This window comes from Sphaerochaeta sp., from assembly GCA_022482495.1.
Classification (GTDB): Bacteria; Spirochaetota; Spirochaetia; order Sphaerochaetales; family Sphaerochaetaceae; genus RUG023.
This window is the reverse complement of record JAKVPA010000001.1, coordinates 74,982-89,418: the sequence shown is the minus strand read 5'-3', so window position 1 is coordinate 89,418 and position 14,437 is coordinate 74,982. Positions and strand designations below refer to the sequence as shown.

12 protein-coding genes are annotated in these 14,437 nt (G+C 55.4%); 11 read left to right on the top strand and 1 reads right to left on the bottom strand.

The window, feature by feature from the left end:
• Positions 1-10 precede the first annotated feature (10 nt).
• The 11 genes from infB to murJ all read left to right on the top strand — a co-directional run bounded on the left by infB (position 11) and on the right by murJ (position 12,744).
• Complete coding sequence (gene infB / locus LKE28_00445) at positions 11-2,791, top strand: translation initiation factor IF-2 (protein ID MCH3906748.1); 2,781 nt, start codon at positions 11-13, stop codon at positions 2,789-2,791.
• The gene (gene rbfA, locus LKE28_00440) at positions 2,788-3,141 is read left to right on the top strand and encodes a 30S ribosome-binding factor RbfA (protein ID MCH3906747.1); all 354 of its coding nucleotides are present in this window, start codon (positions 2,788-2,790) and stop codon (positions 3,139-3,141) included. The genes infB and rbfA overlap by 4 nt, the downstream gene beginning before the upstream one ends.
• A 16-nt stretch (positions 3,142-3,157) precedes the next feature.
• Positions 3,158-4,012, top strand: a complete 855-nt coding sequence (gene truB, locus LKE28_00435; GenBank protein ID MCH3906746.1) for a tRNA pseudouridine(55) synthase TruB — start codon at positions 3,158-3,160, stop codon at positions 4,010-4,012.
• A complete protein-coding gene (locus LKE28_00430) occupies positions 4,012-4,839 on the top strand; it encodes an FAD synthetase family protein (protein MCH3906745.1) in 828 nt (275 codons plus the stop codon). The genes truB and LKE28_00430 overlap by 1 nt, the downstream gene beginning before the upstream one ends.
• A complete protein-coding gene (gene rpsO, locus LKE28_00425; GenBank protein MCH3906744.1) occupies positions 4,836-5,102 on the top strand; it encodes a 30S ribosomal protein S15 in 267 nt (88 codons plus the stop codon). Before LKE28_00430 ends, rpsO begins: the two co-directional genes overlap by 4 nt.
• Positions 5,103-5,243: 141 nt before the next feature.
• A complete protein-coding gene (pnp, locus tag LKE28_00420) occupies positions 5,244-7,331 on the top strand; it encodes a polyribonucleotide nucleotidyltransferase (protein MCH3906743.1) in 2,088 nt (695 codons plus the stop codon).
• Positions 7,331-7,768, top strand: a complete 438-nt coding sequence (gene dut, locus LKE28_00415) for a dUTP diphosphatase (GenBank protein ID MCH3906742.1) — start codon at positions 7,331-7,333, stop codon at positions 7,766-7,768. Before pnp ends, dut begins: the two co-directional genes overlap by 1 nt.
• Before the next feature lies 1 nt (position 7,769).
• Positions 7,770-9,008: an LptF/LptG family permease gene (locus tag LKE28_00410; GenBank protein MCH3906741.1), complete on the top strand. Its 1,239-nt coding sequence runs from the start codon at positions 7,770-7,772 to the stop codon at positions 9,006-9,008.
• Positions 9,005-10,102: an LptF/LptG family permease gene (locus tag LKE28_00405; protein MCH3906740.1), complete on the top strand. Its 1,098-nt coding sequence runs from the start codon at positions 9,005-9,007 to the stop codon at positions 10,100-10,102. Before LKE28_00410 ends, LKE28_00405 begins: the two co-directional genes overlap by 4 nt.
• Positions 10,095-11,228 carry a tRNA guanosine(34) transglycosylase Tgt gene (gene tgt / locus LKE28_00400; protein ID MCH3906739.1) on the top strand — a complete coding sequence of 378 codons (1,134 nt, stop codon included), beginning with the start codon at positions 10,095-10,097 and terminating at the stop codon, positions 11,226-11,228. The genes LKE28_00405 and tgt overlap by 8 nt, the downstream gene beginning before the upstream one ends.
• Complete coding sequence (murJ, locus tag LKE28_00395) at positions 11,197-12,744, top strand: murein biosynthesis integral membrane protein MurJ (protein ID MCH3906738.1); 1,548 nt, start codon at positions 11,197-11,199, stop codon at positions 12,742-12,744. The genes tgt and murJ overlap by 32 nt, the downstream gene beginning before the upstream one ends.
• Here murJ and LKE28_00390 read toward each other — a convergent pair.
• Positions 12,649-14,331, bottom strand: coding sequence for a glycoside hydrolase family 2 (locus LKE28_00390; protein MCH3906737.1), 1,683 nt, complete (start codon positions 14,329-14,331; stop codon positions 12,649-12,651). The genes murJ and LKE28_00390 overlap by 96 nt on opposite strands.
• Between the last annotated feature and the right edge of the window lie 106 nt (positions 14,332-14,437).

Below are 14,437 nucleotides of genomic sequence, written 5' to 3'. Positions count from 1 at the left end.
AGAGGGTAGAATGGAAGATACGAAGTCCCAAGTTACGTTGATCAAGCACGTGGTGACACCAGGTGAACAGAAAGAACAGCCAGCCGAACAGAAGGCTCCTGAAAAGCGGAAGATCATCATTGTGAAGAAGAAGGTCGTGGTTGCAAAAAAACCGGTACCTGCTCCTTCCGTGGCGGAACCGCAATCCCCGAAGGAGACCCCTGTTGAACAGCAGGCGGCAAATCCCGCGCAACCGTCGGTGCAGAAACCGGCGGTGCAGGTGGTGCGTCGCACGAACCGGCAAGTCCCCAATTCACCGCTGCACAACGGACCAATGATCATTCATCCGACCAACCTGCCGCCGGTTCCGGGGCAGGGACAGTCAGTGAAGGATCATGCCCAGTGGCAGAGCCAGAATCCTGGCGCCGCACAGGGCGAGAGCGTCGTACCTTCCGTCGGCCCCCGTCAGGTCGGTGTCGTCGGTGGCAAACCGGTGCAACGCGGGTATGGTTCCTACCAGAACCGCCCGTATGGCAACCGTCCCCAAGGACAGGGTGGATACCAACCGCGTTCCTATGGGAACAACGGCCAAGGCGGATATCAACCGCGCCAATATGGCAACAATAACCAAGGGGGATACCAGCCGCGTCCCTATGGAAACAATGGCCAAGGCGGATATCAACCGCGACAGTACGGTAACGGGCAGGGTGGGTATCAGCCGCGCCAGTATGGCAACAACTACGGGAGCAAGCCGTACGGCCAGGGCGGGTTCCGTCCAGGGGCGGGCAGACCGGGATTTGGTAACCGGCCTGGATTTGGCGGCAGACCCGGACAGGGTGGTGGCCGGCCTGCCGGTGGCATGAACGAGTTGGGGAGCGAGCAGGCGCGCACGCCGAAAAAGAACTTCCGAAAGCGTGAGGATTACAAGAAACGTGACGCCGAGGAAGAGAAGGAATTTCAGATCCAGCGCCGCAAGGAGCAGGAGGCGGCCAAGCTCGCCGCGGTTCCCAAGTCCATCGACATCATGGATTCCATCGTCATTGCCGATCTCGCCAAGAAGATGAACCTCAAAGCGAGTGACATCATCGCCAAACTGTTCAAGATGGGGATGATGGTGACGATCAACCAGTCGATCGACTATGATACGGCCGCCATCATCGCCGGAGAATATGGATGCCAGGTGCACAAGGTCTCCTTGTACGATGAGACGTTGATCGAAAACACGCCGGATTCTCCGGAACTGATGGTTCCCCGGGCTCCGATCGTCACCGTCATGGGGCACGTCGACCATGGCAAGACCAAACTGTTGGATGCCATTCGTTCGACGCATGTCGCCGAAGGCGAATATGGTGGGATCACCCAGCACATCGGCGCCTACAAGGTTACGATCCCTGAGAAAGGGGACATCGTCTTCCTGGATACTCCGGGTCATGCGGCATTCTCCATGATGCGTGCCCGTGGTGCTCAGGTGACGGATATCGTCGTCTTGGTTGTCGCCGCCAATGATGGGGTGATGGCCCAGACACGGGAAGCCATCGACCACGCAAAGGCGGCCAAGGTCCCCATCATCGTGGCGATCAACAAGTGTGATCTCCCCGAAGCGAATCCGGAACGTGTCATGCAGCAGCTCTCTGACATTGGCTTGATCCCCGAAGAATGGGGTGGCCAGACGCTGTACTGCCGTATTTCCGCGTTGAAGAAACAGGGAATCGACGAACTGTTGGATACCATTCTGCTCCAGGCGGAGATGATGGAGCTGAAGGCCAATCCGTCCTGTCGTGCCGAAGGCAGGGTGTTGGAATCCCGCATCGACCAGGGACGGGGCATCGTCGCCACGTTGCTGATCCAAAAAGGGACGCTGCATGTCGGGGATTACTACGTAGCCGGCATTTATCCGGGCCGTGCCCGTGCCATCTTCAATGACAAGGGACAGCGGATCCAGGAAGCAGGGCCGTCCACGCCGGTGGAGATCATCGGTCTTTCCGATGTCCCCAACGCTGGTGATCCGTTCCAAGTGACGGAAGACGAGAAACAGGCAAGAACGATTGGTACGAAACGGCAGGAACTGGAACGGCTGGGCGCTTCGGCGAACAACCCGAACAAGGTGACGTTGGCCAACCTGGGCGAAAAGATCGCCGAGGGCAACATCAAGACGCTGAACATCGTCATCAAAGGCGATTTGCAGGGTTCTGTCGAAGCGTTGCAGGGCGCGTTGGAGAAGCTCTCCACACCGGAGATCAAACTGGAAGTGATCCGCGCCGCGGCTGGCGCCATCATCGAGAGCGATATCTCGTTGGCGGCCGCTTCGGATGCCTTGGTCATCGGTTTCAATGTCCGCCCGACGCCACGTGCGCTTGCCCTTGCCGCCGAAGAAAAGGTGGAGATCCGCAAGTACAATATCATCTACGATGTGGTTGACGACGTGAAGCTTGCCATGGAAGGCATGCTCAGCCCGATCACCAAAGAGGTGGATGTCGGTACGGCGGAAGTTCGGGAGACGTTCCATGTGCCCAAGATCGGCACCATTGCCGGTTGTATGGTCACCAGTGGGAAGATCACCCGGGATTGCTTCTTCCGTGTGGTGCGGGACAACATCCAGGTCAGCAAGGAGTTGATCAAACTCTCTTCGCTGAAGCGGTTCAAGGATGACGCCAAGGAAGTCGCCGAAGGTTTCGAATGCGGTATCGGACTGGAGAATTTCCAGGATCTGCAGGTCGGAGACGTGCTGGAGGCGGTTGAGATGGAGAAGGTAGCCCGCAAGCTGGACGATGGCAAAGGGCCGGTTGCCGCAGAGCAGGAGAAGAAATCATGAGCCAGTACAGTCAGGAACGGCTTGAGTCCCGCCTGATGCAGGCGATCAGCATGATGATCGTCAAAGGCGAGATCAAGCATCCTAACCTGTCCACGCTTTGTTCCGTCACCCGTGTGGAGCTTTCCGTGGACAACGCCTACGCCACCGTCTTCATCTCCTCTCCGTTGCCACGGGAGCAACTGGAGAAGAGTGTGGCGGCGTTGCAGTCCGCCCATGGTTTCATCCAGAAGAAAGTCGGCGCGTTCCTTCGTACGAAAAACACGCCGGTGCTGACGTTCAAGATGGATTCCTCATTGGTGGAAGGGGAGAAGGTCAATCGCCTGATTGATTCATTGACCGATGGGAAGTAACGCTTCAGTCTTGTTGGTGGACAAACCCAGCGGAGTGACCAGTTTCGTTTCGTTGGGCGCCATCAAACGGAGTATTGACCGCAAGGTCGGACATACCGGGACCCTGGACAAGTTCGCCCAGGGTTTGCTTGTGGTGTTGACCGGTTCCATGACGCGGCTTAATCCGCTGTTTCTCGGCCTTGACAAACGGTATCACGCCGTGATCCGTTTTGGTTCGGAAACAGATACGCTGGATCCTACCGGAGAGGTGGTGAAACAAGCGGATCCCCCATCGTTGGAAACGATCAACGAGATGATCAACAAACAGTTTCTGGGACCAATTCTTCAGGCGCCTCCTGTCTATTCGGCGATTCACGTCGCCGGACAGCGGGCCAGTGTCCTTGCACGTCAAGGCGTGACGGTGGAGATGGAGAGCCGGCCGGTGACAATCCACGAGTTCAAGGTGACAGCGTATGATGGCAGGGATCTTGATTGTGAACTTCTGGTAAGCAAAGGCACGTATATCCGTTCCATTGCACGGGATCTCGGGCATGCCTGTGGCTCCTGCGCCAGCCTTTCGTTTCTCCAACGAACCGCCGTCGGACCGTATCGCTTGGATGAGGCGGTCAGCGCCGAAGATACCAAGGGACTGGGCGATATGATTGGAAAGCGGGGGGAATTGCTGCTCCGGCTTCCCCAGACGGAAAAATTCCAGATTGATTCATCGGACACCAAATGGATGGACAACGGAACGATTCCTTCCCATCTGTTTGGAGGGGATGCAACGCTTTCCCCGAAGTGGGGCATCGTGTATGATAAGGATGGCATGCTTCGGTATGTCGTTGATGTACGCAGACGAAAAATCGTCTGCCAGATACGAGGGAATGAATGATGAAACGAGCCGATTTCATGCATCTGGTTGAATTTCCCATTTTGAGCCAAGTGCCAATGTCCATCTGCATCGGTGTGTTCGATGGTTTGCATCGAGGCCACCAGATGATCATCAACACCTGCGTCCAGGCGGCCAAAGCCCATGGATGGCAGTCGATGGTCATCACGTTCAACCGCAACCCCAAATACCTCACCAGTGAGGAGGATATCCATGGAAAATTGCTTACCGACCAGCAATTTGAGGAAACGTTGAGAAAGATGGAGGTGGACAACCTCGTTGTCATTGACTTTTCCGCTGATTTCAGTAAACTGTCTGCGAGTGAGTTCCTGAACCTTGTCCATATGATTTGTACGGTCAAGATGATGGTGGTTGGTGAAGATTTCCGCTGCGGTACGCCGGCTTCGTGTGCCGGACCTGGAGAGCTGCAGGAATACCTGCACCAACGCGACCCTGAGTGTCAGGTGGTGATTCCTTCACCGGTTCGGTTGGACGATGGAGAGGTCATCAGTAGCACGCTGGTTCGAAAAAAGCTCACCGAGGGCGACCTGGAACAAGTCCAGGAGATGCTCGGCAGGCCATATGGCTTGGACTTGACACGATATTCGTTAAGAATCCATGACGATTGCCTGTGGTACCGAACGGGTTCGTTTGAGCAGATTCTGCCGTTGGCAGGAACGTATCAGGCGAAGCTGGAGTATTCTGATGGCTCGGCATCAGATGTGGTCGTGCGGTTGGACGGCGACACGCTGATGGTTCCATGGAAATCTACGTTAAGCGGTACCGTGAGGATCAAGACGCTCGACTTGCTGAAGAGGAGTGGCACATGATTACCAAAGAGCAGAAACAAGAGATCATCACCAAGTTTGGTGGTGACGAGAAGAACACGGGTTCGACCAAGGTACAGATCGCGCTGATGACGGCGAGGATCAATGACCTGCAGACCCATTTCAAGAACAATCCGAAGGACACCAACGGCAAGCGCGGTTTGCTGACATTGGTAGGCCAGCGGAGAAGCTTGCTGAAGTATCTGGCAAGGACGGACCTTGAAGGTTATCGTCAGCTGATCGCAGATCTCAGTTTGAGAAAATAGGTGGAAATCGCATCCCAGGATATACACGCTCCGGCTATTCCAACCCATAGCCGGTTTTTGTGTTGTTTCGCAGGATCTGATCGTTAGAAGCACAAAGAACAAAGAAAGAAGTAGGAAGTTATGGAAGTTAAGAAAGTTTCAATGAAGATTGGTGAGCACGATCTGGTGTTCGAAACCGGACGGATCGCCAAACAGGCAAACGGGGCGGTGTTCGCCACCTATGACGGGTGCGCGGTCATCGCGACGGTTTGCTGTGGCGCTGCGCCGACGGAACCGCTGGACTATGTCCCGCTTTCCGTAGAGTACAACGAAAAATACTATGCCGCCGGCAAGATCCCCGGCGGATTCCTGAAAAGGGAATCAAAGCCGAAAGACAAAGAGATCCTGGTGTCCCGTTTGATTGACCGTCCGATGCGGCCTCTGTTTGATCCGGCGTTCGGCCGTGAGATTCAGGTGGTCCCGACGGTTGTTTCCGCGGACCAGAACAACACACCGGATGTGGTTGCCATCAACGCAGCGAGCGCTGCGGTCACGATCAGTGACATTCCGTTCGGCGGTCCGATCGCCGCAGTCCGTGTCGCCATGGTGGAGGGGAAATACATCGTCAACCCGACCTTCTCCCAGATTGCCGCCTCCACGCTGGACATTGTTGTCGCCGGCACCCATGATGGCATCACCATGGTTGAGGGTGGAGCCAAGCAGGTCAGTGAAGAGCAGATGATCGAAGCGATCAACACTGCCCAGCCGGTGATCAGAGAGCTGTGCGAAATACAGATGGAATTGCAGAAGATCGCGGGAAAGCAGAAGCTCCCCGTGTTGGAAGCCAAGACGGATCTGTCCTGGCTTGAGCCGATCAAGAAGGAAGCCGCGCCGCTGGTAAAGACCGCTACGTTCACCAAAGGCAAACAGAACAGAGTAGAGGCTATTGACGCCGTCCGCGTTCAGATGGTGGAGAAATACGCCGATCTGGTTGCGGTTGATTCCAAGCGTCCGGAACAGCTTGCCACGATGATCCTTGATCTGGAGCGCGACACGCTTCGTGAATCCATCCTGAAGGACGGCATCCGTATCGACGGACGTCATCTGGATGAGATCAGACCGATCACCTGCGAAGTGGGTGTGCTGCAGCGCGCCCATGGTTCGGCGCTGTTCACCCGTGGTGAGACGCAGAGCCTCGCCACCACGACGCTGGGAACCGAGCAGGATGAGCAGATGTACGACAACATCGATGGAGCGAAGAGTTTCTCCAACTTCATGCTGCACTACAACTTCCCGCCGTACTGTGTTGGTGAAACCGGCAAACTGACCCTTGGCAGACGTGAGATCGGCCATGGCCATCTTGCCCAGCGCGCCCTGCAGGCCGTCTATCCGGGCAAGGACAAGTTCCCGTACACCACGCGTGTGGTTTCCGACATCATGGAATCCAATGGTTCGTCTTCCATGGCTTCCGTCTGTGGCGGATGCCTTTCGTTGATGGACGCGGGTGTTCCCATTGAGAAGCCGGTCGCCGGCATCGCCATGGGCTTGATCACCGAAGGCGAGCATTACGAGAACTATCGTATCCTCTCTGATATCTGCGGCGAAGAAGATCACATGGGTGACATGGACTTCAAGGTTGCCGGAACGGAAAGCGGAATCACCGCGTTCCAGATGGACATCAAGATCGCTGGCGTCACTCCCGAACTGATGCACCAGGCGTTGGATCAGGCAAAACGTGGCCGTCTGCACATCCTGGGCATCATGACGAAGTGCCTGCCCGGACCGCGCGCTGAGATCAGCCCGTACGCTCCGAAGATCCTTACCATGAAAGTGGACGAGGAGAAGATCGGCGCGGTGATCGGCACTGGTGGCAAGACGATCAAGGCGATCGCCCAGCAGAGCGGCGCGGAGGTGAACATTGATGATGATGGTACGATTACCATCTACGCTCCGAACAGCGCCACGGCCCAGAAAGCCAAGGAACTGGTGGGAGCCATCGTCGAGGAACCGGAAGTAGGGCGGATTTATCAGGGTACGGTGAAGCGCATCATGGATTTCGGCGCATTCATCGAGATTCTGCCTGGCAAGGAAGGTCTCTGCCACATTTCCAAGCTTTCACGCAAACGTGTGGAGCATGTGGAGGATGTGCTGAAGGTCGGACAGCAGGTGCCGGTGAAGCTGATCGAGATCGATCGGCAGAACCGCTTGAATCTTTCCTACATTGACGCGATCGAACAACAGAAGAAGTGATGGTTGTCCGATATCGTCTTTTACGGGCCGGGGCGAAAGCCCCGCTCTTCCAGACGGAAGGAAGCGCCGGGTGCGACCTGTGCGCATCCCTTCCAGATGGCGTTCTGGAGATTCCCGCGGGTGAGTATGCGAAAGTCCCTACGGGAATCGCCATCGCGTTGCCTCCTGGATATGAGGCACAGGTCAGGCCACGGAGCGGTTTGGCGTTCCGTTCTGGCGTGACGGTACTGAACAGTCCCGGAACGATTGACGCGGATTATCGTGGTGAGGTGTGCGTGTTGTTGATCAATCACGGCAAAGCGCCGTTCCTCGTCCATGATGGGGATCGCATCGCACAGATGGTGTTCGCAACCTACACCAAAGCATCCTTCCAATGTGTGGAGAGCCTGGACGAAACGGAACGGGGTTCAGGAGGGTTTGGTTCCACAGGAGTGTGAGATGGTGGGCGGACGTTACCGATTGGTGCACCGATATGTGGGGCGTGAGTATCTCTCCAGCCTCCTTGTCGCGTTCGCGTTCTTTTTCTTCATCTTTTTCATCAACCAGATCCTGTTGATCGCCCAAAAGGTATTGGTGAAGAACGTTTCCTTGGGAAACGTTTTCCACTTGGTGGTCCTTGCCATTCCTCAATTCCTGTTGTATACGTTTCCGTTCAGTTCATTGACGGCATCCGCCATGGTGATCGGAGAATTCTCCACCACCGGTGAGATTCTTGCCATGAGATCCAACGGCATCAGCATGAAACAGGTGTTCGCTCCGATCTGCGTGTTTGCCTTGGCGCTTTCCGCGCTGACCCTGGTGACAGCCGATCGTCTGCTGCCCGCCAGCAGCCGGGCATACAAGGACCTGTACGTGGAGATGATGAAAGATCTTCCCACGTTGGAACTGGCCAGCTACGCTTCCAATACCATCGGCGACCGCGTCCTTTCCATCGGACAGGCGGAAGGCTCTACCGTCCACGACCTGGTGATGTTCACCACCGGAGAGCAAGGACAGGAGCAGGAGGCGCTCACGTCCCCCAAGGCGACCATCCGTTGGGAGGATCCCACGTCGTTTGTCTATGGCATGACGGTTGACCAACCAACCATTCTGATGACCGATCCGCAGAAGCGGGATTCCTGGAGTATCGTTACCGCAAAGGAAGCGTATCTGTCCTTGGATTTTTCTTCCCAGGTTCCCCAGATTTCCAACACGCTCCCCAGCCAGCTTTCCATCCACGAGCTTCAAGCGAAAAGCAAAGAGAAACAACAAGGCCTTCTGCAGGACAGGGCATCCTGGCAGAACCGTCTCAGACGGCAATGGGGGAGTCTTGCCACCACAACGTCACCTGAGGAATTCAATTCCGGATGGAAGGAGTACCAACAGCGAAAGAACGCTCCTCCCATCGCGTTTTACTACCAGTACTATCGCGCGGAACTGCAGAAGAAGTTCGCCCTTTCCCTGGCATGCTTTCTCCTGGTATTCCTGACGTTCCCCATGGCGTACCTGCGGATCCGTCACGGACGGTTGGTCGGTTTCGCCGTGGCGATGCTCAGTTCCGTCGCCTACTGGTACCTGCTGTTTTTCGCGCAACTGCAAATCTTCGAGACCCCGATGGATCCCTGGGTGTTCATCTGGATGCCGGACATGATCCTGTTCTGTTTGGGACTGTTGTTGCTCAAGGTGGCGAAGCGATGAAAGTGGTCCATCGGTACGTCGTCGGGTCAGTGGTAAAGACCGCTCTGGTGACCATGCTGCTCTGCACGTTGATGTTGGTCTCCGTCCAACTGTTCACCAACCTGGACGGCTTCGTCAGCAACGCCGTGCCGTTTCCGGTAATCCTGCTTTCCGCGTTGCTGTATGTCCCGACAGCGCTGATCCAGTCGTTGGCGCCTTCGCTCTTATTTGCCGCAGCATTCACCTTCAGCCAATTGACGGCCAACAATGAGTTGATCTGTCTGTACAATGCGGGGTTCAGTGGGAGAGCAATCGCCCTGCCGGTATTGGCACTGGGGATGCTTTGCTGCATGATGCAGTTTGGATTGCAGGAGAAGATCGCCATTCCCATGGAAAAACAGCGGACGGCGATGTTGGAACAGTATCTGGGGCTTTCCTCCACCAGGGACAGCAGGAACATCACGCTGAGCGACCGCGAAGAACGGTATGTGATTCACGCACGCAAATATGATGACCGGAGCCACACGCTTTCCCGCGTCACGTTGCTGGTCCAGGATGAAAAAGGAAGGGTGAAGACCAAGGTGGAGGCTCCTTCCGCGCGGTGGGATGCGGAACGGAACCTCTGGGTATTCACAGACAGTACGGTGACCACCGTGACGTACGACGGGATGCGGTTATCCATCTCACGCCAGGCGACGTACCAGGATCCGAAGATCACGATGAAGCCTGACTTGTTCCGGGATAACAGTGAAGATGTCAAGACAATGGAGCTTTCCGCTGCGCGTACGTTCCTGGAGCGGATGAAAGAGACCAACGGAAGCGCTTGGACCAGCTATCGGATCGACTACATCCAACGGATTCTTGGGTGCCTGACGCCTCTGGTCATGCTGTTCATCGCATGCACCATCTCGTACCGGTTCAAGAAGAATGTCCTTTTGCTTACCATCATCATGTCCGTCTGCATTGCCGTGATCTACTACGTCACGCAGATGCTGACGTTGCTCCTTGCCCGGCAGGGCGTGATTCCGGCGCTTTGGGGTATGGTAATTCCGATGATTGTGATAGGATGTATCGCAGTCTTGCAACGCTTGGTATTTGGATGGACACATGGATAGCATCTACACATTGACGCATCAGGACGCCCACAGTGCAGCCCGTCTGGGACGGGTGCATCTTCCCCATGGGGATGTGGTCACTCCGGCGTTCATGCCGGTGGGGACCAACGGCACGGTCAAAGGGATTTATCATGATACGCTTCGGAAGATCGGGTACAACCTGATCTTGGCAAACACCTATCACTTGTACCTTCGTCCGGGCACCGAGGTTCTGAAGACGTATGGAGGCCTGCATCGCTTCTGCAACTGGGACGGGAACATCCTGACGGACAGTGGCGGGTTCCAGGTATTCTCCCTCTCCGGTTTGAGAAAGATTGAACAGGACGGCGTGAAGTTCCAAAGCCATATCGATGGTTCCCGCCATGTCTTCACGCCGGAAAAGGTGGTAGACATCCAATCGGTCATTGGCAGTGACATCGCCATGTGCCTGGATGTGTGCACCGAGCCGGATATTCCGTACCGCAACGCCGTCAAGGCGATGGAGATCACCCACGCATGGGCAGAGCGGGCGCTGAAACGCAAACAGGAACTGGGGAAGTCGTTTCCTGGCAATCTGTTTGGAATCGTACAAGGGAATTTCTATGAGGACCTGAGGAAGATCAGCGCGGAGACGATCAGCGGGATGGATTTCCCGGGAGTTGCCATCGGCGGGCTTTCCGTCGGTGAGACGCCGGAGACATTCCGCCACATGCTTGCTTACACGGCTTCCTGCGTCACCAAGGAAAAGCCACGGTATGTGATGGGCATCGGGAGCCCCGATTATATCCTGGAAGCGGTTGAGAACGGCATCGACCTGTTTGATTGCGTTCTGGCAACCCGCATGGCGCGTAACGGCGCCGTCTTTACCGATGATGGGGTTCTGACGCTGAAAAAGGCCAAATTCGCAGAACAGATGATTCCGGTGGATCCTGACTGTGACTGCACTTGTTGCAGGGAATACACCCGTGGTTACATGCACCATCTGGTGAAATGCAATGAGATGCTTGGCGGGATGCTGGCAACCGAACACAACCTTGCCTATTTCCATCGCTTGATGGAGCGGGTCCGAACGGCCATCGCCGAAGACCGGTTCACCCAATTCAAGAAGGATTACCTTGAGCGCTTCTCCCAAAAAACCGAAGGATGAGCGCCACAGCCTGACCGTAATGATCCTCACCTTGGCGAGCAGGCTCCTGGGCATCGTCAAGGCGAAGGTGATCGGATCGGTGTATGGATCCGGCATGGTGGGGGATGTCATCAACTTCACGTACAACATCCCCAACAACTTCCGCAAGCTGTTCGCCGAAGGCGCGATGTCATCGGCCTACGTACCGGTGTTCTCCCGGTTGATCGACGAGGAACGCCGCAAAGAAACCAATTCATTGCTCAACCTGTTGTTCACCTGGCAGACGGTGTTGTTCGTCATGCTTGTCCTCATGGCCCGATGGACGGGAAGCGCGGTGATCCAGGCGGTATCGGATTTCCCCAAGGAAGGGGTGCTTCTAGGAGGGAGCCTTCTTCCGTTTTTCATGGTATTCCTGGGAGCCATCAGCCTGTCCACCATCACCAACAGCATGCTGCAGTGCCACCAGCGGTTCTTCGCCGCATCCTTTTCGCCGCTTCTGTTCTCCTTTGCCGTAATCTTCGGCGTGTGGTATGGGCGGACGCCGCAGGCCATGGGCTGGTCGGTGATGATCGGGGGCTTCCTGCAGTTGGGATACAGCATCATCGCCATCCATCACATGGGCTACCGGATCCGGTTCTCTTTCCGGCCACCGGATGGAACGTTCGGACAAGTCATCCATCGGTGGGTGATCGTCATCGGCGCTTCGGTGATCCAGATCATCGGACAACAGGTTTCATTCAGTTTCGCATCGATGATGGCGGAAGGATCCGTCACGGCGTTGAGCAACGCGACGATTTTCTGGCAGACTCCCTATGGGATTTTCCTCACCGCCATCTCCACCGTCTATTTTCCATTGATGAGCGGTTCCTGGGCTAGAGGAGACAGAGCGAGCCTTACCGATGAAATGGGGAAAGGCCTGGAGTACCTTGCGACCTTTTTGATCCCTTCCTCGCTGGTCATCGGAACGCTCTCCCAGGAATGCGTCAGTACCATTCTCCAAAGTGGCGCATTCACCGCAGAGGTTGCGTTGCTTACATCTCGCGTAGTGCGCGCCTTTCTCTGGGGAATGCCGTTCATCGCATGGTATGGGTTTTTCCAGAAATGCTGTTACAGTGTGGACCGGTATCGTTTGGTATTGATCCTGACGGCAATCCAGACCGGAATTGACATATTCTGCTCCTGGCTTTTCCTTCACCTTGGCTATACCGTCGTCTCTCTTGCCATTGCAGGGAACATCGGGTTCCTGGTGGCGTTGGCTCTGATGATGTTCTCGGTGCGTGATGTGTATGCCATCGCAAAAGACCTCAGATTGGGAAAGGCATTGGGAAGAATCCTTCTGGCCAATCTTCCGCTGGCCGTCCTCTGCATCGTCTACCGGAACATCACACCGTTGTGGTGGGGAGAGGGCTCCACATGGCGCAACTTTGGCATTACCTGTGCGTTAGGCTTGACGGGATGTCTGGTGGTTCTGTTGAGCTACCGTATCTTCCGTATTCCGTTCCTGACCGTCCTGAAAAAGCAACGATCGGATCATTGATGCGGTCTCAGGTGTGACCTTCACCTGTTTGCGGTCGTACGACACCAACCCATCCGATTCCGTTTCCGTATCATGGAACTGGGTGTAGACACACCCGGCCAATCCTTGTTGTTTCGCGGGTGCCACCACATTCTGGTACAAGGAGACCAAAGCCTGGTTGTACGCCGTTTCATTGCTGACGGCATGATACGCGAAGCCTGTCTTTGCGCCGATGGAGAATCCTCCGAAATCAGAGATCACCACGGCGCGTTGATGGGCGTCAGGACGCATATGGTATTTCAGGGAGGGAAGGTGTTCCGCATGCACATCTCCGGAGCCCTGGTCATAGACGCCGTCGGTGGGATTGACCAACCGGGAACCATCCAACGCCTTGACGTGGGCCTGCAGTCGTGTTGAATCGAACTGGCCCAATCCACAGGAAAACAATGTCCACATCTCAACGCAAGGGCAGTTGTACAAAAGACGGATCATTCCTCTCAGTTCCGCCAGGAATTCCAAACGGTACGTGCGGTCATCACTGCCAAGAAAGGCATGTTTCTTGGTGTCATCCGCCTTGCTTGGACGGAGCATCAGCGGGAAGGTGCCCAAGCCACGTGGTTTGACAACTCCGCCTGAGGGCATATCCTGCCAAACGAGCAAGCCCAACGTGTCGCAGAGATGATACCACTTCAACGTCTCCACCTTCTGGTGCAACCGAATCGTATTGAACCCCAACGCCTTGATGCCCATCAGGTCATTCTCCACCGCCTGGTCGTCGGGTGGGGTGTACAATCCTTCTTTCCAATACCCTTGGTACAATACGCCATGGTGGAAGTAGGGTTTTCCATTGAGGAAAATGACCCCATCCTTCATACGGAAACTACGCATCGCCACATAGGTCTGTACCGTATCCTCCCCACAGGTAACGGCAACCGGATACAGGAAGGGATCCTCCGGGCTCCAAGGGTGGGGCTGTTGCAGAAGACAGGTTACCTTGATGTTGCTCAAGGCGGAAATGGTCTTTCCGTCATAGGTGATTGTCACGGGATCGGAGGTTTCCTTGTTGGTTGTCACCTGAAGGGAAAAACACTGGTGATCCAAGTCAGGAGTCACGGTAAGGGAAGAAATATACGTTTCCGGTACCGTCTCCAACCATACAGTCTGCCAGATGCCGCTTTGCGCCGTGGTGCAGTTCGGAGCGGGATTGAGACGTTGTCTTCCCTTGGGAAGGGGAGAGCGGTCGTGTTTGTCCGTCACGATGACGACAAGCTCATTCTCATCCCTGATGTTCGGTGTCACGTCAAACCCAAAGGGGATGTATCCGCCAATATGGGAACCAAGGGTCTTGTCATTGAGAAAGACAACGCATTCCTGGTCCACTGCCTGGAAGTGGAGCAGCACCCGGGTGTCTGGTTTGTGATGGTAGGAAAATGTCCTTCGGTAGAACAGGCTTTCTTCCGGCAACAAAACGCGTTTTACGCCGGAAAGCTCTGTTTCAGGGGAAAAAGGCACGATGATCGTCGTATCGAATTCATCAGGGATGGTGTGTTCCCGTGAAAATGCGCAATACCAGACACCATCGAGACTTTGCCAGTTGTCTCTTACCATTTGAGGCCTTGGATATCCGTTGTTGTTCACGCTGCACCTGCACTCTGCGAAATAGTAGCATTAAACGGAAACGTACTCAAATAGTTTTTGTATTATTGTGAGAAAA